At 73.3% G+C, this 19,675-nt stretch carries 18 protein-coding genes; 9 read left to right on the top strand and 9 right to left on the bottom strand.

What is annotated here, in order from left to right:
- Position 1: 1 nt before the first annotated feature.
- The 3 genes from OHA91_RS32800 to OHA91_RS32790 all read right to left on the bottom strand — a co-directional run bounded on the left by OHA91_RS32800 (position 2) and on the right by OHA91_RS32790 (position 4,468).
- A complete protein-coding gene (locus tag OHA91_RS32800) occupies positions 2-1,834 on the bottom strand; it encodes a non-ribosomal peptide synthetase (RefSeq protein WP_328740552.1) in 1,833 nt (610 codons plus the stop codon).
- Complete coding sequence (locus OHA91_RS32795; protein WP_328741194.1) at positions 1,831-3,342, bottom strand: aldehyde dehydrogenase family protein; 1,512 nt, start codon at positions 3,340-3,342, stop codon at positions 1,831-1,833. The genes OHA91_RS32800 and OHA91_RS32795 overlap by 4 nt, the downstream gene beginning before the upstream one ends.
- Positions 3,343-3,469: 127 nt before the next feature.
- Positions 3,470-4,468, bottom strand: a complete 999-nt coding sequence (locus OHA91_RS32790; RefSeq protein WP_051893676.1) for an AfsR/SARP family transcriptional regulator — start codon at positions 4,466-4,468, stop codon at positions 3,470-3,472.
- A 175-nt stretch (positions 4,469-4,643) separates the two neighbouring features.
- Here OHA91_RS32790 and OHA91_RS32785 point away from each other — a divergent pair, with 175 nt between their 5' ends.
- From OHA91_RS32785 to OHA91_RS32775, 3 genes are all read left to right on the top strand, one after another.
- Positions 4,644-6,245, top strand: a complete 1,602-nt coding sequence (locus OHA91_RS32785) for a tryptophan halogenase family protein (RefSeq protein ID WP_031156696.1) — start codon at positions 4,644-4,646, stop codon at positions 6,243-6,245.
- An 84-nt stretch (positions 6,246-6,329) separates the two neighbouring features.
- Entirely contained in the window at positions 6,330-6,950 is a 621-nt protein-coding gene (locus tag OHA91_RS32780) for a flavin reductase family protein (protein ID WP_063835641.1), read from the top strand.
- Positions 6,937-8,214: a cation:proton antiporter domain-containing protein gene (locus OHA91_RS32775; protein ID WP_328740551.1), complete on the top strand. Its 1,278-nt coding sequence runs from the start codon at positions 6,937-6,939 to the stop codon at positions 8,212-8,214. Before OHA91_RS32780 ends, OHA91_RS32775 begins: the two co-directional genes overlap by 14 nt.
- Before the next feature lie 35 nt (positions 8,215-8,249).
- On the opposite strand, the gene OHA91_RS32770 is transcribed toward OHA91_RS32775, so the two are convergent.
- The 4 genes from OHA91_RS32770 to OHA91_RS32755 form a co-directional block, all read right to left on the bottom strand.
- On the bottom strand, positions 8,250-8,759 hold the full coding sequence (locus OHA91_RS32770) for a GNAT family N-acetyltransferase (protein ID WP_031156688.1): 510 nt from the start codon (positions 8,757-8,759) through the stop codon (positions 8,250-8,252).
- A gap of 38 nt (positions 8,760-8,797) precedes the next feature.
- A complete protein-coding gene (locus tag OHA91_RS32765; protein ID WP_031156686.1) occupies positions 8,798-9,223 on the bottom strand; it encodes a universal stress protein in 426 nt (141 codons plus the stop codon).
- A gap of 9 nt (positions 9,224-9,232) precedes the next feature.
- Positions 9,233-10,741, bottom strand: coding sequence for an APC family permease (locus OHA91_RS32760; RefSeq protein WP_031156684.1), 1,509 nt, complete (start codon positions 10,739-10,741; stop codon positions 9,233-9,235).
- Positions 10,742-10,850: 109 nt separating this feature from the next.
- On the bottom strand, positions 10,851-11,444 hold the full coding sequence (locus tag OHA91_RS32755; protein ID WP_031156682.1) for a histidine phosphatase family protein: 594 nt from the start codon (positions 11,442-11,444) through the stop codon (positions 10,851-10,853).
- A gap of 24 nt (positions 11,445-11,468) precedes the next feature.
- Here OHA91_RS32755 and OHA91_RS32750 point away from each other — a divergent pair, with 24 nt between their 5' ends.
- From OHA91_RS32750 to OHA91_RS32730, 5 genes are all read left to right on the top strand, one after another.
- Positions 11,469-12,272, top strand: coding sequence for a YoaK family protein (locus OHA91_RS32750; RefSeq protein ID WP_328740550.1), 804 nt, complete (start codon positions 11,469-11,471; stop codon positions 12,270-12,272).
- 25 nt (positions 12,273-12,297) lie between these two features.
- Positions 12,298-12,777, top strand: a complete 480-nt coding sequence (locus OHA91_RS32745; protein ID WP_031156677.1) for an Lrp/AsnC family transcriptional regulator — start codon at positions 12,298-12,300, stop codon at positions 12,775-12,777.
- 54 nt (positions 12,778-12,831) lie between these two features.
- Positions 12,832-13,518: an HAD family hydrolase gene (locus OHA91_RS32740; RefSeq protein ID WP_031156675.1), complete on the top strand. Its 687-nt coding sequence runs from the start codon at positions 12,832-12,834 to the stop codon at positions 13,516-13,518.
- 77 nt (positions 13,519-13,595) lie between these two features.
- Positions 13,596-14,969: a cytochrome P450 gene (locus OHA91_RS32735; RefSeq protein ID WP_328740549.1), complete on the top strand. Its 1,374-nt coding sequence runs from the start codon at positions 13,596-13,598 to the stop codon at positions 14,967-14,969.
- Between the two features lie 40 nt (positions 14,970-15,009).
- Complete coding sequence (locus tag OHA91_RS32730) at positions 15,010-16,110, top strand: FAD-dependent oxidoreductase (protein ID WP_328740548.1); 1,101 nt, start codon at positions 15,010-15,012, stop codon at positions 16,108-16,110.
- A gap of 204 nt (positions 16,111-16,314) precedes the next feature.
- On the opposite strand, the gene mltG is transcribed toward OHA91_RS32730, so the two are convergent.
- Together mltG and OHA91_RS32720 are read right to left on the bottom strand one after the other, a co-directional pair.
- Positions 16,315-17,160: an endolytic transglycosylase MltG gene (gene mltG, locus OHA91_RS32725; protein ID WP_031156668.1), complete on the bottom strand. Its 846-nt coding sequence runs from the start codon at positions 17,158-17,160 to the stop codon at positions 16,315-16,317.
- Positions 17,161-17,224: 64 nt separating this feature from the next.
- Positions 17,225-19,087: an ABC transporter ATP-binding protein gene (locus OHA91_RS32720; protein WP_051893673.1), complete on the bottom strand. Its 1,863-nt coding sequence runs from the start codon at positions 19,085-19,087 to the stop codon at positions 17,225-17,227.
- Between the two features lie 133 nt (positions 19,088-19,220).
- On the opposite strand from OHA91_RS32720, the gene OHA91_RS32715 reads away from it, so the two are divergent.
- On the top strand, positions 19,221-19,673 hold the full coding sequence (locus OHA91_RS32715) for a MarR family winged helix-turn-helix transcriptional regulator (protein ID WP_030963570.1): 453 nt from the start codon (positions 19,221-19,223) through the stop codon (positions 19,671-19,673).
- Positions 19,674-19,675 lie beyond the last annotated feature (2 nt).

Raw genomic sequence — 19,675 nt, 5'->3', positions numbered from 1 at the left:
CCTACGCCCCTTCGGCGGCGCCGGCCGCGTCGGCTGCGGGCGCGCCCTGTTCGGCCGCGAGCCGGTCGATCTCGGCGGCCACGTCGGCGACCGTCGGCCGGGCCAGCAGCGCGCCCAGGCCGACGCGCAGTCCGGTGGTGCGGCGCAGCTCCGAGACCACGCGGGCGGCGGCCAGGGAGTGACCGCCCAGGTCGAAGAAGTCCGACTCGGGGCCGGGGACCTCGGTGGCGAGCACCTCCGCCCACACGGTCATCACGGTGCGCTCGCTCGCGCTCACCGCGCCGCCCCCGGCCGCGCCGGGTCCGTCGCCGCGTTCCGGCTCCTCCAGGGCCCGGGCCAGCGCCGCGCGGTCGGCCTTTCCGGTGGTCAGGGTCGGGATCCGGTCCAGTACCCGCACGGTGCCCGGTACCGCCGCGGCGGGGAGCTGCTTGCGGCAGCGCTCCACGACCCGGGTGGCGAGCCCGGCCGGGTCGGCGACGCCGGGCGCCGCGACGACCGCGAGGCCGAGGGTCTGGCCCGGGGCCAGCGGACAGCAGGCGGCGGCGACGACCTCGGGGAGTTCGGCGGCGACGCGCTCCACCTCGCCGAGCTCGATGCGGTGGCCGCGGATCTTCACCTGGTCGTCCCGGCGGCCCCGGTACTCCAGTTCGCCGCCGTCGCGGCGGATCACCACGTCGCCGGTGCGGTACATCCGGGTGCCGCCGCCCTGGAACGGGTCGGGCAGGAAGCGGCTCGCGGTGAGTCCGGGGCGGCCCCGGTAGCCGCGGGCGACGGCGGGCCCGCCGAGGTAGAGCTCGCCCTCGGTGCCCGCGGCCACCGGCCGCAGCTCCTCGTCCAGCACGTACGCCCGGTAGCCGGGCAGCGGTCGTCCGATGCTGGTCACGTCGTCCCCTCGTCGGCTGTCGGCCCAGGTGGCGGCGATGGTCACCTCCGTCGGCCCGTACACGTTGAGCAGCCGCCGGCCCTGGGCGAACCGCTCGGCCAGGGCGGCCGGGCAGGCCTCCCCGGCGACGACGACCACCTCGGCGGAGTCGAGTCCCGCGCCGTGGGCGGCGAGGAGCGACGGCGTGAGGGAGACCGTGCGCAGTCCGGCGGGCAGCGGCTCGCGGCCCTCCGCGGCGGCCTGGCGCAGTCCGTCGAGGGAGAGGTCGGTGAGGGCCACTCCCTGGCCGTGGACGAGGTAGAGCAGGGTGCACCAGAGCCACCCGTCGAAGGCCGGCGAGACGGCGTTGAGTCCGAGTCCGCCGGCGGGCAGGCCGAGTCCGCGGAGGGCCTCGACGAAGGTGTCCAGGCCGCGGTAGGTGACCTCGACGCCCTTGGGGCGGCCGGTGGTTCCGGAGGTGTAGATGAGGTAGGCGCAGCTGTCGGGGGCGGGCGGGGACACGGCGAGCGCCCCGGGGGCGCCGCGGCGGACCTCGCGGGGGGTCAGGAGGACGGTCCCGCCCGCTTCCAGGCCGGCGGGCACCGCGGTGGCGACGAGGACGGCGGCCCCGGCGTCGCGCAGGATGCCGCCGAGGCGTTCCACGGGGTGCCCGGGGTCCAGCGGTACGGCGGTCCCGCCCAGGCTCCAGACGGCGAGCAGGGCGGGCACGCTCTCCCGGGACCTGCCCAGCAGGAGCCCGACCGAGGTCTCCGGGCCGACTCCGGCGCGGGCGAGGGCGGCTGCGTACCGGGCGGTGCGGGCGGTCAGCGCCGCGTAGGTGAGGTTGCCGTCCACGGCCTTGACCGCGGTCTCGTTCGGCTGTTCGCGGGTCCACCGTTCCAGGCGGGCGAACAGCGGCGGGAGCCCGCCCGGGGCGTCCGCCCCGGCCGGCCCGGCATGGGGCTCGGTCATCCGTCGTTCCTCTCGGTGTCCGCGGGGCGGGCTGCCTCGGTGGCCCGCAGCCGCGGGCCGACCACCTGGCCCCCCGCGCCCTGCGGGAGCTGCATCGACTTGGTCTCCAGGAAGGCCTCCAGCCCGGCCGTGCCGCACTCGCGCCCGATCCCGGACTGCTTGAACCCGCCGAACGGCGCGGCCGGGTTGAACTGGCCGCCGTTCACGTCGACCAGGCCGGAGCGGAAGCGGCGCGCCGCCTTCTCGGCGCGGGCGTCGTCGCCCGACCAGACCGCGCCGTGCAGCCCGTAGCGGGTGCCGTTGACGATCCGGACGGCGTGCTCCTCGTCGTCGTAGGGGATGACGGACAGCACCGGTCCGAAGATCTCCTCCTGGGCGATCGTGGTGAGCGGGTCGACGTCGGCGAAGACCGTCGGCCGGACGTAGTAGCCGGTGTCCAGGCCGGCGGGCCGGTCGGGGCCGCCGTGGACCAGGCGGGCTCCGCCCTCCTCGACGCCGCGGCGGACGTATCCCGTGACGCGGGCGTGCGCGGCCGCGGACACCAGCGGGCCGAGGTCGGTCGCGGGATCGCGCGGATCCCCGGTGACGTAGCCCTCCATGGCCCGGACGGCGAGGTCCACGGCCTCGTCCTGGCGCTCGCGCGGCACCAGCAGCCGGCTCCACTGCAGGCATGTCTGGCCGGTGTTGAAGAGCATCTGGTCGACGGTGGCGGCGACGGCCGGGGCCAGGTCGGCGTCGTCGAGGACGAGACTGGCGTTCTTGCCGCCGAGTTCGAGGTGGACGCGCTTGACGCGGTCGGCGCCGAGCGCGGAAACGTCGCGTCCGGCCCGGGTGGAGCCGGTCAGGGAGACCACGTCGACCAGCGGGTGGGTGACCAGTGCCGTGCCGACGGTGTCGCCGGTGCCGACGACCATGTTGAAGACGCCGGGCGGCAGGTCGGCCTCGGCGATCGCCTCGGCGAGCAGCCGGGCGTGCAGCGGGGTGATCTCGCTCGGCTTGTGCACGACGGTGCAGCCGGCCGCGAGCGCCGGGAGGATCTTCTGCACGGTGAGCAGCAGCGGGGTGTTCCACGGGGTGATGCAGGCGGCCACTCCGGCGGCCTCGCGCACGACGAGCGAGTGGCCCACCCGCTCCTCGAAGGCGTAGGAGGCGGCGGTCTCGACGCAGTGCGCGGCCATGCCGAGGGACAGTCCGACGTGGGTGTGGCGGGCCATCCGGGCGGGCGCGCCGACCTCGGCGGTGATCACCTCGGCGAAGCGTTCGGCCCGGACCTCCATGGCCTCGACGACCCTGCGCAGCAGAGCGGCCCGTTCGCGCAGCGGGGTGGCCGCCCAGCCCTCGAAGGCCGCTGCGGCGGCACGGGCCGCGAGGTCGGCGTCCCGGGCGGTGCCGGCGGGCACGGTGGCCAGGGCGAGCTCGGTGGAGGGGTCGGTCACGACGAGGCGGCCCTCGGCCTCGGAGGCGACCCAGGCGCCGCCGATCCACTGGTCGGTGTAACGGGGCGGCAGGGGGGCCGCGTTCGGTTCGCCGCCGGGCGGTCTTGAGTCCTGCGGCGCGGTCGGCACGGTCAGCACGGTCACGGTGGGTTCCTCACTCGGTCACGGGGTTCACGGGCTCGCTGAACAGCTGCGTCGGTCACGCGGTCGCGGGGTCGGCGGTGCGGGCCAGGACGGCCGGGGCCCGGTTGTCGGGCCTGGCCCTGCGGACGGGGCGGGCCAGGGCGGGGTTGCGGACCTCCGCGCTCCACGGAGGTGTTCCGGGCTGGCGTCCGGCGGGCCGCAGCGCGCGGACCGCGGCGGGGGCGCCGCCGACGGAGGCCGGGGCCTGAGCGGGAGCGGCGCCTCGGGCGGCGGCCGGGATCAGGGTGCGCAGCAGCCGCTGGGTCTCGTGGCCGGGCGCCACGGCCAGCTCCTCGCGCATCCGGCGGGCGCACAGCTCGTACCAGCGGCGTACGCAGGCCAGTTCGCCGCGGCGGCCGTGTGCGGCCATCAGCGCGCGGTAGGTCTCCTCGTGGTGGCGGTCGATCTCCAGCGTGCGCTTGCAGAGCTCGATCAGCTCCACGAAGTCCTCGCGGTCCTCGGCGTCGGCGCGCAGCACGCCCAGGGCCCGCAGGACCAGCGCCCTGAGGTACTCGCGCTGTTCGACGACCCAGTCGGCGCTCTCGCCGCGCAGGAACTCGCCGCCGTACAGGGCGATCGCCGCCCGCAGCCGGGTCCGGGCGAGCGCGGTATCGCCGGCGGTGGCGGCCCGCAGGCCGGCGTGCACGAGCTCCTGGAAGCGGTCGAGGTCGGACCACAGGCCGGCGACGTGCAGGACGTAGCCGAAGTCGCGGTAGACCAGCTGGATCCCGGAGTCCCCGGGGCGGTCGGGGTGGGCGTCGAGCACCCGGCGCAGGGCGTGGGCGGCGACCTTGAGCGAGCTGCCCGCGGTGCTGTCGGTGCCGGGCCACAGGGACTCGTAGAGCCGGTCTCGGGTGAGCATCTGGCCGCGGTGGACCACGAGGTACTGGAAGAGGCCGCGGGCCTTGCCGGCCCGCCAGCGGCGTACGGGGGTGCCGTTCACGGTCAGCTCGAAATCGCCCAGGAAGCGGACGCGTACCGCCGGCCCCGCTGTCTCGGTCGCTGCGGTGGTCATCGCGTCCTCCCGGTCGTCGTCCCGCCTGCCGCTCTGCCTGCGAAGAGTGTGTTCGGGGGGCCTATATCGGGCCTACAACGGCCGGATCTTTGCGGTGTAGGGCGGTGATAGGGCGTTTTTCGACACTGATGAGCACGACCACCCGAACCGCCGACTCCGAAATGAGGGCTGTTTCATGACCAGCACCGACACCCGGCTTCAGAAGGTCGTCATCCTGGGAGGCGGCACGGCCGGCTGGATGACGGCCGCGTATCTCGGCAAGGCGCTCCAGGGAACGGTCGACATCACCGTGCTCGAGGCGCCGACGATCCCCCGCATCGGGGTCGGCGAGGCCACCGTGCCCAATCTCCAGCGTTCGTTCTTCGACTACCTGGGGATCGCCGAGGACGAGTGGATGCGGGAGTGCAACGCCAGCTTCAAGATGGCCGTGCGCTTCGTGAACTGGCGCACCGACGGGCAGGGCGAGTCGACGGCCCGGGAGCTCCCGGGCGGCGGCCCGGACCACTTCTACCACCCCTTCGGGCTGCTGCCGGACTACGACCAGACGCCGCTGTCGCACTACTGGTTCAAGCGCAAGTACGAGGGCCGCACCACCGAGCCGTTCGACTACGCCTGCTTCCGCGAGCCCCCCGTGATGGACGCGATGAAGGCCCCGCGCTGGCTCGACGGCCGCCCGGCGACCCGGTACGCCTGGCACTTCGACGCCCAGCTGGTGGCCGACTTCCTGCGCCGCTTCGCCACCGAGAAGCAGGGCGTGGGCCACGTGCAGGACGAGATGGTCCGGGTCGAGCAGGACTCCCGCGGGTACGTCACGACGCTGCACACCAAGGGCGGGCTGGCGCTGGACGCCGACCTGTTCGTGGACTGCTCGGGCTTCCGCGGGCTGCTGATCAACCAGGCGATGCAGGAGCCGTTCATCGACATGAGCGACCACCTGCTGTGCGACAGCGCGGTGGCCACGGCCGTCCCGCACGACGACGAGGCGGGCGGGGTGGAGCCGTACACCTCGGCGATCGCCATGTCGTCGGGCTGGGCCTGGAAGATCCCCATGCTGGGCCGCTTCGGCACCGGCTACGTGTACTCCAGCAAGTTCACCGACCAGGACACCGCCACCCGCGAGTTCGCGGACATGTGGGGCCTGGACGTGGAGGAGACGAAGTTCAACCACATTCGCTTCCGCGTCGGCCGCAACCGCCGCGCGTGGGTGAAGAATGTCGTCAGCATCGGCCTGTCGTCCTGCTTCCTGGAGCCGCTGGAGTCGACCGGCATCTACTTCATCACGGCCGCGATCTACCAGTTGGCCAAGCACTTCCCGGACAAGACCTTCAACGAGGGTCTGGTCGACAGCTTCAACCACGAGATCGAGGTGATGTTCGACGACACCCGCGACTTCATCCAGGCGCACTTCTTCTACGCGCCGCGCAACGACACCCCGTTCTGGCAGGCCAACAAGAAGCTGGTCCTCCCCGACAACATCAAGCAGAAGATCTCCGCCTACAAGGCCGGCCTGCCCATCAACTCCCCGATCACCGACGAGTCCACGTACTACGGCAACTTCGAGGCGGAGTTCCGCAACTTCTGGACCAACGGCAGCTACTACTGCATCTTCGCCGGCCTCGGTCTGGAGCCGGACGCCCCGCTGCCCACCCTCGCGCACCGGCCCGAATCGGTGGCCGGCGCCGAACCCCTCTTCGACACCGTCAAGCGCCAGCAGCAGAACCTGCTGGAGACCCTCCCCAGCGCGTACGACTACCTGCGCCAACTGCACGGCGCGTAAGGCACTCCGCGACCGCGGCCCGGCAGCACGGCACTCCGCCGGCTGCCGGGCCGCAGTCGCTTCCAGCCACCTCAGGAGTCAGACATGCCCCACCGCTCCGCGCACCATCCCGCCGCGCCGGACGAGTCGGCAAGAGACCGCCGCGCGGACCTCCGGCCCTTCATGGCCGCCTTCCCCAGCGGGGTGTCCATCGTCACCACCCTGGATTCGGACACCGTGCCCCATGGCCTGACATGCAGTTCCGTCGCGAGCGTCGCACTCGATCCGCCCACGCTGGTGGTGTGCGTACGGGCGGCGAGCCCGACGCTCGCGGTGATCCTCGACCAGGGGGCCTTCGCCCTCAACCTGCTGCACGAGCGGGCCCGCGGCGCCTCCGACCTGTTCGCCTCCGGCGCGCCCGACCGCTTCGAACGCGTCGAGTGGCGGCTGCCGCTGGGAGCGGGCGGGCCGCACCTGACCGCGGACGCGCACGCCGTCGCGGACTGCGCCGTGGTCAGGACCGTCGGCTTCGGGGACCACACGGCCGTGTTCGCCGAGGTCCACCGGGTGACCGTACGGGAGGATCCGCAGCCCCTGCTGTACGGCCTGCGCCGTTACGCCCAGTGGTCGCAGGCGGCCGCCGTCCCGCCGCCGGCCGCCCACCTCGACCCGTCCGCCGCCCTGCGCCCCGGAGCCCCCGAAGGAGACGCCCGTGTCGTCCGCTGATCCGCTGCCCGCCCTGCTGGTCGCCGTCCCGGCGGTGATCCTCGCCTGCCAGGTCGGCGCCTCCGTCTGCCGCCGGTTCGGTCAGCCCCCGGTGGTGGGCGAGATCGCCACCGGCATCCTGCTGGGCCCGTCGCTGCTGGGCTGGATCTGGCCAGAGGCCCAGCACGCGCTGTTCCCGGCGTCCGTCCTGCCGTACACCTCGGTACTCGGACAACTCGGCCTGCTCGCCTTCATGTTCCTGGTCGGTCTGGAGCTCGACCTGAAGAACCTGCGCGGCCACACCCGCGTCGCCGTCGCGGTGAGCCAGGCCGGGATGCTCCTGCCGCTGGCCCTGGGCGCGCTCCTCGCGATAGCCATGTACGACGGCTTCGCCCCGGACGGCGTGGGCCGGACGCCGTTCATCCTGTTCATGGCGGTGGCCATGAGCATCACGGCTTTCCCGGTGCTGGCCCGGATCCTCATCGACCGGGGCCTGTACGGGACCCCGCTCGGGGCGCTCGCCATGGCCTGTGCGGCCGTGGACGACGTCGTGGCGTGGTGCCTGCTGGCCCTGGTGGTGGCCCTGTCCTCGGCCGGGTCCCCGATGGAGGCGGCCACCACGGCCGGGCTCGCCGTGGCCTTCACGCTGTTCATGCTGTACGCGGTACGGCCGCTGCTGGCCCGCTGGGCGGCCCGCGCCGACCGGGCCGGGGACGCGGCGGTCCTGGTGGCGCTCTTCAGCGGGCTGAGCGTGTCCGCGCTGGCCACCGACCTGATCGGCGTGCACGCGCTGTTCGGCGCGTTCCTGTTCGGCGTGATCACCCCGCGCACCGGAGGGCGCATCGAGGTCTCGGCGGCCCGGCTGCGCGCCTTCACCGTGCCCGTGCTGCTGCCGCTGTTCTTCGTGCACACGGGCCTGCGCACCGACATCGGGGGCCTGACGGCCTCGCCCGAGCTGTGGCTCTGGACGGCCGCGATCCTGGCGGTCGCCTTCCTCGGCAAGTGGGGCGGCGCCTCGGGCGCGGCGCGCGCCTGCGGAAGACCGTGGCGGGAGGCCCTGTCGATCGGCGCCCTGATGAACTGCCGGGGGCTGACCGAGCTGGTGGTGCTCAACGTCGGACTGGAACTGGGCGTCATCGGGCCGCAGTTGTTCACCATGCTCGTGCTGATGGCACTGGTGACGACGGCGATCACCAGCCCGGCGCTGACCCGGCTGCGCGCCAAGGAGGTGCCTGGGCCGGACGGGGCGCTGGCCCCGCCCGAGGGCGCGCTCTCCCGCCCCTGACGACCGGACCCGGCCGGCGGGTGCCTGACGGATGTTCAGGCACCCGCCGGCTGCTGCCGTACCGCCGCCAGGTCCCGTTCGTAGCGGATCGCGGGACGGCCGTCCAGGACGGTCTCCCCCACCGGCAGGAACCCGGTGCGCAGCAGGACCGTGCGCGATCCGGTGTTGTCGACGGTGGCCGCGGCGCGCAGGGTCCGCAGCCCGTACGTGTCCGCGGCGAGCACCAGGACCTGCCGGACGGCGCTGGTGGCCAGGCCCCGGCCGGCGGCCTCCTTCGCGACGCGGAAGCCCAGTTCGGCCGAGCCGTCCTCGACGTCGATCAGGTTGATCCGCCCCAGCACCTCCCCGTCGCCGCCGATGATCAGGTGGAGGTGGTCACGGCCGGCCGCCTGCCCGGCGAGGAGTTCGCCGTGGCGGGTGTCGAAGTCGGCGAAGTACGCGTCCCCGCGGTCGGGCACCGACTGCGCGAAGTAGGCGCGGTTGGCGCACTCGAACGCGAGCAGGGCCGGGGCGTGTTCGGCTCGGAGCCGCTGGAGTTCCGTCATCGAAGCATCCTAGGCAGGTCGCGGCCCGCCCGCCCGCTTCATCGCGGCGTGCTCTCCGTCGGTACGCACAGCACGGGGATCGGCGAGAGGTGCAGGAGCTTGTGCGGGGTGGAGCCGAGCAGGGCGCCGCGCATCGGGCTGTCGCCCCAGCTGCCGACGATGATGACGCGGGCGTCGTGGCGGCGGGCGGCGTCGAGCAGAGCCTGGGCCGGCTTCTCGTCGGCCACCTCGACCGTCGAGGGCACGCCGGCGGCGTCGGCCTCCTGGACGGCGTGCGCGAGGGCGCTGCGGCCCGCCTGGCGGACGGCTTCCCGGTGGGCGCGGGACTCCTCGCCGGTGGGGCCCGGGGCGGCCGCCCCGTAGACGAGGACGAGGGGTTCGCCGAAGGCGGTGGCCACCTCCAGCGCGACCTGCAGGGCCCGCTCGGCACCGGGGGATTCGTCGTATCCGAGGACCACGGACATCGGGACTCCTCAGCGCTTCCGGGTGTGGACGAGGGCGGGGTCGACCACTCCGCGGCGCTCCTGCCAGAACCGGCCGTCCCGTACCCGCCAGAAGCACATGACGAGCACGCCGACGAGGGCGATCGCGAGCCCGATGACGAGCGGCGGGCCGAGTCCGAACCAGGAGACGCCGCTCGCCGAGTTCTCCGGGTTCGACATGTCGCCGATCGACTCGATCAGCAGCCAGATCAGCAGACCGGCGCCGACCACCGGGCCGACGCCGATGAGCAGGAGGTTGTGCGGGCTCTCCATCAGGTGGCGGCGGTAGTAGACGGCGCAGGCCAGGCCGGTGAGCGCGTAGTAGAAGGCGATGAGCAGGGACAGCGCGGTGAGCGAGTCCAGGAGCGCGTTCTCGCTGATCTGGTTGACGACGAGGTACCAGCCGATGGCGATGCCGGCCACCCACCAGGTGCTCACGTCCGGGGTCCGGAACCGCGGGTGGATGTGCGCGAGGTGCGGGGGCAGCGCGTGGCGGCGGGCCATGGACAGGGCGGTGCGGGAGGCCGGGATGATCGTGGTCTGGGTGGAGGCGAGTGCGGAGGTGCAGACGGCGAGGAGCACCACCCAGTCCCAGCCGCCCATGACCTCGTGGGCGAGGACGGCGAAGATGGCCTCCTCCTCGGCGGCGTTCTCGGCGAGGAAGACGGTGCCGGCGTAGCCGACGACCGCGAAGCCCACGGACAGGTAGGTGACCAGGAGGATCACCGTGGACCAGATCCCGGCCTTGCCGGGTGCCGTCGCGGAGTTCTCGACCTCCTCGGTGAGGTTGACCGCGGACTCCCAGCCCCAGTACATGAACACGCCGAGCAGCAGTCCGCCGGTGAGGGCGGCGCCGCCGGCGCCGAAGGGGTTGAGCCAGCTGAGGCTCGGCTCGATCTCCTCCAGGGTGCTGGTGCCGGCGTAGATGCGGTAGAGGGCGACCACCGCGAAGGCCAGGAGGAAGAAGACCTGGGCGAGGATGAGGATGTCCTGGAGGTGGGCCGACAGCTCGGTGCCGATGACGCAGATCGCGGTCATGGCCAGGATCACCGCGACGGTGAGGCCCTGCCGGATCCAGGCGTTGGCGGCCCAGTCGTCCAGTCCGAAGGCGAGCAGGCCGAAGTTGACGGCGACGTCCGCGAGCGAGCCGATGACCAGCACGCCCGTCATGGCGATCGCCCAGCCGCCGAGCCAGCCCGCCCACGGGCCCATGGCCCGGGTCACCCAGGAGAAGGTCGTCCCGCAGTCCTGGTCGACCTTGTTCAGGTAGTAGAAGGCGGCCGCGATGAGCAGCATCGGCACGAAGGAGGCCAGCATGACGCCCGGCGCGTAGATCCCGACCAGGGCCACGATCGGCCCGAGGACGGCGGCGAGGGAGTAGGCGGGCGAGGTCGAGTTCAGGCCGATCACGAGCGCGTCGAGGAAGCCGATCGCGTTGGCCTTGAGCCCCGCTTCCTGGGTGGGCGTACCGGGGCCGTCGCCCGCACCGTCATGGCTCATGTACGAATGGTCACGCAGGCGGCCCCGGTGCGCGAGGCGAGCGGGGGCCGCCCGACGCGGTCGGGTACGGGCGTCCGGAACCGCGTCGGGGACCGGGTCGGGGACGGGGTCAGGAGCGGGCGTTCCAACCCGCGATCACCGGGAGTCCGCGCTCCGTCGAGAGCGTGCTGACGGTGCCCGTACGCAGCAGGAAGAGCCGGCCGTACTCCGGCTCCAGGCGCAGGTAGCGGGCGGTCAGGACGCGCAGGAAGTGGCCGTGGGCGACGAGCACCACGTCGCCGCCGTCCCCGCGGAGCACGGGGGCGACCCGGGCCAGGACCCGGTCCGCCCGGGCGCCCACCTGGGCGGCGCTCTCGCCGGGGTGGTCCGCGTCGCCGGGCGGGACGCCGTGCGTCCAGAGGGACCAGTCGGGCGTGGTCCGGTGGATCTCCGCGGTGGTGATGCCCTCGTAGCCGCCGTAGTCCCACTCGTACAGGTCGGAGTCGATGCCGGCGCCGGGGAGCCCGGCGAGCTCGGCGGTGGCGACGGCCCGGCGCAGCGGGCTGGTCAGCACCAGGGCCGGTCGCCGGTCCCGGAAGTAGGGGGCCAGGCAGATGGCCTCCTCCACCCCGCGTGCGGTCAGCGGGATGTCGGTGCGCCCGGTGTGCCGCCCATTGGCGCTCCAGGCGGTCTCACCGTGCCGCACCAGCAAAAGATCACTCACCCTCCGGACCCTACGCCTTCCGGCATGTCGGCGCCGGAGGGGCCGGCGGGCATGTCACTGTCGGGCGTCATGGACGAGGACCGGAAGGCCGCGCGGACGGCCGGTTCGCAGCTCCCGCCGCACATGCCTGCGCTGATGGTCGCCCTGACCGCGGTGACCGGGGTGATCGAGGCGGTGAGCCTGCTGGCGCTCGGGCCCGCCTTCACGGCGATGCAGACCGGCAACGTGCTGTTCCTGGCCTTCGGCGTCGCGCAGGCGCCCGACCTGCCGACCCTGCCCGCCGGGATCTCGCTGGCCGCGTTCGTCCTCGGGGTGTTCTGCGGCTCCCACCTGGAGTCCGTGACGGAGGCCCGCGGGCGCCGCTGGTTCGTCATGGGCCTCATCGTCGAGGCCGGGCTGATCCTGGCCGCAGCCGCGGCGGCGTGGGGACTGGTGCCGCAGTACGGGTCGCCGACCCCGCGGCACCTGGCGGTGACGGCGGTCCTGGCGCTGGCGATGGGCATGCGCAACACCACGATCATGCGGGCGAACGTGCCGGGGGTGCCGACGACGCTGGTCACCCGGTCCATGACGGCCTTCCTCGGCGGCTCCGCCATGGGGCGCGACGCCGTCTACGGATACGGGTCGGCCGGCTGGAAACTGCGCGGCCTGTCCGTCCTCGCCATGTTCGCCGGCGGGGTCCTGGGGGCGCTGCTGATCCGGGCCGGCTGGACGGTCGGCTGGCTGCTGCTCCCGCCCGCCGCCGCGGTGCTGGTGGTGGGCCTGGCCTACCGCAAGCAGCCCCCACTGCACACCGGGCAGGCTCCTGGCCGGGAACGATCGCGGTGAACTATGCCGTTGGTAAAGTCCCAGCATGGCGGTGGACGAGCTCGACACCAGAATCCTGCGCCTGCTGATCGAGCAGCCGCGCACCAGCGTCCGTGAGTACGCCCGGATCCTCGGTGTCGCGCGCGGCACCCTCCAGGCCCGGCTGGACCGGCTGGAGCGGACGGGCGTGATCACCGGGACGGGACCGGTGCTCTCCCCCGCGGCGCTGGGCCACCCGGTGCTGGCCTTCGTGCACATCGAGGTCACCCAGGGCCATCTGGACGACGTGGGCGACGCGCTGGCCGCCGTGCCGGAGATCATCGAGGCCTTCTCCATCACCGGTGGCGGGGACCTGCTGACCCGGGTGGCCGCCCGGGACAACGGGCATCTGGAGGACGTGATCCAGCGGCTGATCCAGCTCCCCGGCGTGGTCCGCACGCGGACGGAGGTGGCGCTGCGCGAGCGGGTGCCCCACCGGCTGCTGCCACTGGTCGAAGCAGTGGGGAGGAATGCCCGCAAACCCTGACAGTATGGCCGGTACGGGATGGGGCAGGACGTGACAGGCAGGACGGCACAGCGGATGATCTCCGTCATATTCGATCTCGACGGCACCCTCGTGGACAGCGAGCCGAACTACTACGAGTCCGGGCGCCGCACGCTGGAGCGGCACGGCGTCCCCGATTTCACGTGGGAGCAGCACTCCCGCTTCATCGGCATCGGCACGCTGGAGACCCTGGAGATCCTCAAGGACCGCTACGGGATCCCGGCACCGGTCGAGCAGCTCCTCGCCGAGCAGAACGCCGCCTATCTGGAGCTCGCGCGCACCCGGACCGAGGTCTTCCCGCAGATGCGGGGGCTCGTCGAAAGGCTGCGCGCCGAGGGGGCGGCGATGGCCGTGGCCTCCGGTTCCTCGCGTGAGGCGATCGACGCCGTACTGGCGGGCACCGGCCTGGACGCGCTGCTGACCACGGTCGTGTCCGCGGAGGAGGTCGCCCAGGGCAAGCCCGCCCCGGACGTGTTCCTGGAGGCGGCCCGCCGGCTGGGCGCCGAGCCGGGCGACTGCGTGGTGGTGGAGGACGCGGCGCCGGGGGCGCGGGCCGCCCACGCCGCGGGCATGGGGTGCATCGTGGTCCCGTACGCGGCGGAGATCGCGGGCGACCCGGCCTTCGCGTCCGCCGGGCTCCTCTTCCGGGGCGGGCAGCCGGAGTTCAGTGCGGACGCCGCGTACGAGTGGCTGCGCGCGCGGTCGGCGGGCAGGACCGTCTGACGGAGCGGCGGTGAGAACCGCCGGGCGGAGCGTTGCGGCCTCTGGTGCCCTGGGGGCGCGGCTGTCACCATGCGTGCGTGACCGCGACCCTGCACCCGGGCACCCGCGCCGGCGGCCCGCGCCGGTGGCCCCTGCTCGGGAACCTGCCCGCCTTCGCCCGCGATCCGCTGGCCTTCTTCGAGTCCCTGCGCGACGACTACGGGGACTGGGTGCCCTGGTCCCTCGGCCCGAAGCGCAACGTGCTGGTCTCCCTGCCCGAGCACGCCGGTGAACTGCTCGGCGCCGTCGAATCCACCTTCAGGCCGACGGAACTGGGCTGGGCCTTCCACCAGTTGCTGGGTGACGGGGTGGTCGTCGCGACCGGGGACGACTGGCGGCGCAAGCGGGCCCTGGTCCAGCCGGCCGTTCGGCCGCGCCAGGTGCGCTCGTACGCCGCCACGATGGTGGAGTGCGCGAACGCGCTGGCCGGCGGCTGGCGCGAGGGCGCGCGGATCGACGTGCACCGGGAGATGGCCGGCCTCACCCAGCGGATCGCCGTTCGCACGCTGTTCGGCAGCGACGCCGCGGGCCGGGAGGCGCCCATCAGCGCCGCCATGGCCACGGCGCAGCGCGAACTGGGGGCGGAGTTCCGCGGGCTGACGCTGTTCCTGCCGCCGTGGGTGCGCACTCCCGGACGGCGCCGCATGCACGAGGCCGTGGCGGTCCTCGACCGGGAGATCGAGCACGTCATACGCGAGCACGAGAGGGCGTCGGCGGCCGGTGCGGAGCGCGACGACCTGCTCAGCCGGCTGCTGGCGGCGCGCGACGAGCACGGCGGTCCGCTGTCGCGCAAGGAGCTGCGGGACGAGTCGATCACCCTCTACATCGGCGGACACGAGACCACCTCGACCACCCTGACCTGGGCCTGGCAGCTGCTGTCGGGGGCGCCCGAGGCGCGGGCCCGGCTGACGGAGGAGCTGGACCGCGTACTCGGCGGGCGCCTGCCGACATACGACGACTACGCACTGTTGCCGTGGACCCGGCAGGTGGTCAAGGAGACGCTGCGCATCTACCCGCCGATCTGGCTGATCTCGGCGGTGGCCACCGAGGGCGCGACCCTCGGCGGGCGGCCGGTGCCGGCGGGGACGTCGGTGTGGACCAGCCCCTGGTCGGTCCACCGCGACCGGCGGTGGTTCCCGGACCCGGAGGCCTTCCGCCCCGAACGGTGGGACGACGACGCCCCGCACCGGGTGCCCGAGCACGCCTGGTTCCCCTTCGGCGGCGGACCGCGGGCCTGCCTGGGCGCACGGTTCGCGCTGGTGGAAGCCGCGCTCGTGCTGGCCGTGCTGGGACAGCGGTTCCACCTGGACAGCGGGAGCGAGCGGGCCGAGGTCTTCCCCGGCCTCACGCTCCAGCCGGACCGGCCGGTCCTGGCCACGCTGCGCCGACCCGCCGGCACCCCGGAGGTGTAGGGGCGGGAAGATCCCGCGACCGCCACGAGTTGGTAGAACCGTGAACTATCTGAGGCGGGACGCGGGCGCGGGCACGGATGTGGACGTGGACGTGGTGGTCATCGGGGCCGGGCAGGCGGGCCTGTCCAGCGCGTACCACCTGAAGCGCGCGGGGCTCGACCACGTGGTCCTCGACCACGCGCCCCGCCCGGGCGGGGCCTGGCAGTACCGCTGGCCGTCGCTCACCTACGGCAAGGTCCACGGCATGCACGCCCTGCCCGGCATGGAACTGACCGGCGCCGATCCGCAGCGGCCCTCGTCGGAGGTGGTCGGGGAGTATTTCGCCGCCTACGAGGACCGGTTCGGCCTGCGCGTACGGCGGCCCGTGGACGTGTCGGCCGTGCGCGAGGGGGACGGCGGACGGCTGCGCGTGGAGACCTCGGCAGGTGTCTGGTCGGCGCGGGCCCTGATCAACGCGACCGGCACCTGGGACCGGCCGTTCTGGCCGCGCTACCCGGGCCAGGAGACGTTCCGCGGCCGCCAGCTGCACACCGCGAACTACCCCGGGCCGCAGGAGTTCGCCGGTGCGCGGGTGATCGTCGTGGGGGGCGGCACGTCGGCGGTCCAGCACCTGCTGGAGATCTCCGAGGTGGCGGAGCGGACCACCTGGGTGACCCGGCGGCCCCCGGTCTTCCGCGACGGGAGCTTCGGCGAGGCCGAGGGCCGGGCCGCGGTGGCCCTGGTGGACGAGCGGGTACGCCGGGGGCTGCCGCCGCAGAGCGTGGTCAGTGTGACGGGCCTCCCGCTGAACGAGGCCGTCGGGGCCGGCCTGGCCTCGGGCGTCCTGAACCGCCTGCCCGTGTTCGACCGGATCACCGCCGAAGGCGCCGCCTGGGCCGACGGCAGCCGCGTGGACGCGGACGTCATCCTGTGGGCCACCGGGTTCCGCGCGGCCGTCGACCACTTGGCGCCGCTGCGCCTGCGCGAGCCGGGCGGCGGCATCCGCGTCGAGGGGACCCGGGCCGTCCGCGACGAACGGATCCACCTGGTCGGCTACGGCCCGTCGGCGTCGACCATCGGCGCCAACCGCGCGGGCGGCGCGGCGGTCCGCGAGATCCGCAGCCTGCTGACCCGCGAACCGGCGGCCACGCCCGCGCCCTGATCCGTCAGAACGGTTCGGAGCTCGGCTCGACCGGACCGATCCCGCCGAGCGCTGCCAGTTCGCCCAGGTCTTCCGGTTCAAGGAGGTCCACGGAGTCCGGGCCCGTCCCGTCGTGCGGGTCCACGTCGCACAGGCGCTCGGGTCTCGACCTCGGCCCGGTCTTCGGGGGGACGGGGCCCGGACCGGCGGCGCGCCGAAGAGGCGTCAGCCGGTGCGCGGGCCCGCGTGGGCGGCGCGGCGCCTGTTGAAATCCGCCACGTGCTTCCGGTGCTCCGCGTACGTCACCGAGAAGCGGGTGTCGCCCGGCTTGACGGTGACGAAGTACAGCCAGTCGCCCGGTGTCGGCGCGACCGCCGCCGCCATCGCCTCCAGGCCCGGGCTGTCGATCGGCGTGGGCGGCAGGCCCTGGCGTTCGTAGGTGTTGAAGGGGCTGTCGATCCGGGTGTCGCTCAGCGTCGTGTCGACGGTGTTGCGGTTCAGCGCGTAGTTGAGGGTGGAGTCCATCTGGAGCGGCATCGACTTCGCGAGCCGGTTGTGCACCACCCGGGCGACCTTGCCCATGTCGGCGCGGCTCTCGGCCTCCGCCTCGATGACGCTGGCCATCGTCGCCGTCTGGTACGGGGTCATCCCGTGGGCCTTGCCGCCGTCGGCCACCGCCTTGGTGGCGAGCTTCTCGTTGGCCGTGCGCACCATGTGGGCGAGGAGTGCGGCCGGGGTGGTCTTCGAAGTCACCGGGTACGTCGCCGGGAAGAGGTACCCCTCCGGGTTGCCCTTGGCCTCCGCGGGCAGGGCCGGTGCGACCGTGGGCACCGCCGACTTGGCGGATCCCGGCGGCAGCTTCAGTTCGCGGTCGACCGCGGCGTACACCTGGGCCGCGCGCCAGCCCTCGGGGATCGTCAACCGGCGCGGTCTCTCTAGCTCCTGGACACCCCGCAGGACCGGGATCAGGACCACCGCACCGACCGCGAGCAGCACGCCGAGGAAGAGGGCCAGTCGGCCCCGGCGGGTGAGCCGGGATCGGCGCCGGGGCGGCCGGTACTCATGACTCATGCAGGAACGCTAACCCGCAGATCGCCACTTTTCCGACATCCGGCCCCGTGTGCCGGTCATACGGTCATACATTCACTGGAGCCAGCTGCGCTTCCTTCGGCGGCTCGGGGGCGAGCGCGGCGTCCCGGTCCCGGCGGACCAGGGCCGCGTACCGGCCGTCCGCCGCGATGAGTTCCTCGTGGGTGCCGCGCTCGGCTATGCGGCCGCCGTCGAGGACCACGATCTGGTCGGCGTCGCGCACGGTGGACAGGCGGTGCGCGATGGTGATGGTGGTGCGGCCCGCGGACAGCTGGTCGATGGCCTGCTGGACGGCGTGCTCGGTACGGGTGTCGAGGGCGCTGGTGGCCTCGTCGAGGATGAGCACCGGAGGGTCCCTGAGGATGGTGCGGGCGATGGCGAGGCGCTGCTTCTCGCCGCCCGAGAAGCGGTAGCCGCGCTCGCCGACCAGGGTGTCGTAACCGTCGGGCAGGGACGCGATGTGGTCGTGGATCTGGGCGGCGCGGGCGGCCTCGGCGATCTCCTCGTCGGTGGCGTCCGGCTTGGCGAAGCGCAGGTTGTCCGCGACCGAGGCGTGGAAGAGGTAGGTCTCCTGGGAGACCACGCCGATGGAGCGGGCCAGCGAGTCGAAGTCGAGGTCTCGCACGTCCACCCCGTCGATGGCGACCCGCCCGCCGGTGACGTCGTAGAGCCGTGGCACGAGGTAGCTGAGGGTGCTCTTCCCGGAGCCCGTCGGGCCGACCACGGCGAGGGAGCCGCCGGCCGGGACGGTGATGTCGATCCCGGAGAGGGTGGGGCCGTTCTCGGCGTCGTAGGCGAAGTGCACGCCCTCCAGGGCGACCTCGCCCTTGGCCCGGTCCAGCCGGACCGGGTCCGCGCGCTCCGTGATGTCCACCGGCAGGTCGAGGTACTCGAAGATGCGGGCGAACAGCGCCAGCGAGGTCTGTATCTGCACACCGGTCGACAGCAGGCTCACGGCGGGCCGGAAGAGTCCCTGCTGGAGGGTGACGAAGGCGACGAGGGTACCGACCGAGAGCGAGGGGGCACCGGTCTGGAGGGCGATGCCGGCGGCCCAGTAGATGAGCGCGGGCATGGCGGCCATGACGATGCCGATGGTGGACATCCGCCAGCGCCCGGCCATGCTGGAGCGCACCTCGAGGTCGACGAGCTTCTCCGACTCCGCGGAGAAGGCGGCGGTGAGCGAATCGGAGCGCCCCATGGTGCGGCCGAGCAGGATGCCGCTCACCGAGAGCGACTCGGTGACCGTCGCGGCCATCGCGGCCATCTGCTTCTGCCGCTTCGTCGTGATCCTCTTGCGCTCGTTCCCGACCCGGCGGCTGATCCACACGAAGACGGGCAGCAGGAGCAGCGAGACCAGGGTGAGCCGCCAGTCGAGCGCGAGCATGGCGACCACGGTGGCGATGACGGCCGTCAGGTTGGAGACGAGCGAGGTCGCGGTGGAGGTGACGGTGGCCTGCATGCCGCCGATGTCGTTGGCGATGCGGGACTGCACCTCTCCGGTGCGGGTCCGGGTGAAGAAGGCGAGCGGCATCCGCTGGAGCTGCTCGTAGACGGCGGTGCGCAGGTCGTGCATGACGCGCTGGCCCACCGTGGTGGATATCAGCGTCTGGAGCACGCCGAAGACGCTCGTGACGACGGCGGTGGCGATCATGCCGAGCGCGAGCAGGCTGAGCAGTCCGGTGCGGCCCTGCGGGATCGCGACGTCGAGGATCTCCTTCAGCAGGAACGGCGAGGCGACGCCGACCAGTGAGGAGGCGCCGACGAGCAGGCCGACGACGGCGAGCCGGCCGCGGTAGGGCCGGAACAGCGCAACGATCCGGCGCAGCTCGCGGGGCTGTTCGGCCGGGGCGGGTCGGGTCGGATCGAGGGGGTCTTTCGATGGGGTCCACTTCGGTTCGTCGTGTGGCATGGGCACCCTCTCGGGGTCAGGGGACGGGGATCGAAGGCTTTCGCGGTGCCGGCTCGGGCGGAGCCGGCACCATTGGAGCATAGGTCATTGTTACCTATGCTCACAATGAACGGGGTCCTGATATCGTTCCCCCATGAGCTCCGCCTCCGACACCGATCGCCTCCTCGCCGAACAGCTCCTGCGCCTGACGCGCAGGCTCCACCGGATCCAGAAGCGCCACATGGTGCCGCTCGGGATCACTCCCGCCCAGAGTCGGCTGCTGCGGCTCGTCTCGCATTACGAGGGCGAGCAGCCGCCCCGGATGGCGGACCTCGCCGCCCGGCTCGAGGTCGTCCCCCGCGCGGTGACCACCCTCGTCGACGGCCTGGAGGCGGCCGAGTGCGTGCGGCGCGTGCCCGACCCGGCGAACCGCCGCGTCATCAGGATCGAGCTCACCGACACCGGCCGCGCCACGCTGCGCCGTCTGCGCAACGCGCGGACCGACGCGGCGGAGGAGATCCTGGCTCCGTTGACCGCCGACCAGCGCGAGGTGCTCGGCGGTCTGCTGAACGCCCTGTCGGACGCCCCGGCGGAGCGCACCTGCTGACT

The sequence above is a fragment of the Streptomyces erythrochromogenes genome, from assembly GCF_036170895.1.
GTDB classification, from domain to species: domain Bacteria; phylum Actinomycetota; class Actinomycetes; order Streptomycetales; family Streptomycetaceae; genus Streptomyces; species Streptomyces erythrochromogenes.
This window is presented reverse-complemented; position numbering and strand designations above follow the sequence as displayed.

What these genes read in the sequence shown, in the direction of transcription:
- OHA91_RS32765 (WP_031156686.1), bottom strand. Translation starts at nt 9,223, where the DNA reads ATGTCCGTGGTCCTCGGATACGACGAATCCCCCGGTGCCGAGCGGGCC.
- OHA91_RS32800 (WP_328740552.1), bottom strand. Translation starts at nt 1,834, where the DNA reads ATGACCGAGCCCCATGCCGGGCCGGCCGGGGCGGACGCCCCGGGCGGG.
- mltG (WP_031156668.1), bottom strand. Translation starts at nt 17,160, where the DNA reads ATGAGTCATGAGTACCGGCCGCCCCGGCGCCGATCCCGGCTCACCCGC.
- OHA91_RS32770 (WP_031156688.1), bottom strand. Translation starts at nt 8,759, where the DNA reads ATGACGGAACTCCAGCGGCTCCGAGCCGAACACGCCCCGGCCCTGCTC.
- OHA91_RS32720 (WP_051893673.1), bottom strand. Translation starts at nt 19,087, where the DNA reads ATGCCACACGACGAACCGAAGTGGACCCCATCGAAAGACCCCCTCGAT.
- OHA91_RS32780 (WP_063835641.1), top strand. Translation starts at nt 6,330, where the DNA reads ATGCCCCACCGCTCCGCGCACCATCCCGCCGCGCCGGACGAGTCGGCA.
- OHA91_RS32785 (WP_031156696.1), top strand. Translation starts at nt 4,644, where the DNA reads ATGACCAGCACCGACACCCGGCTTCAGAAGGTCGTCATCCTGGGAGGC.
- OHA91_RS32790 (WP_051893676.1), bottom strand. Translation starts at nt 4,468, where the DNA reads ATGACCACCGCAGCGACCGAGACAGCGGGGCCGGCGGTACGCGTCCGC.
- OHA91_RS32750 (WP_328740550.1), top strand. Translation starts at nt 11,469, where the DNA reads ATGTCGGCGCCGGAGGGGCCGGCGGGCATGTCACTGTCGGGCGTCATG.
- OHA91_RS32760 (WP_031156684.1), bottom strand. Translation starts at nt 10,741, where the DNA reads ATGAGCCATGACGGTGCGGGCGACGGCCCCGGTACGCCCACCCAGGAA.
- OHA91_RS32740 (WP_031156675.1), top strand. Translation starts at nt 12,832, where the DNA reads ATGATCTCCGTCATATTCGATCTCGACGGCACCCTCGTGGACAGCGAG.
- OHA91_RS32715 (WP_030963570.1), top strand. Translation starts at nt 19,221, where the DNA reads ATGAGCTCCGCCTCCGACACCGATCGCCTCCTCGCCGAACAGCTCCTG.
- OHA91_RS32745 (WP_031156677.1), top strand. Translation starts at nt 12,298, where the DNA reads ATGGCGGTGGACGAGCTCGACACCAGAATCCTGCGCCTGCTGATCGAG.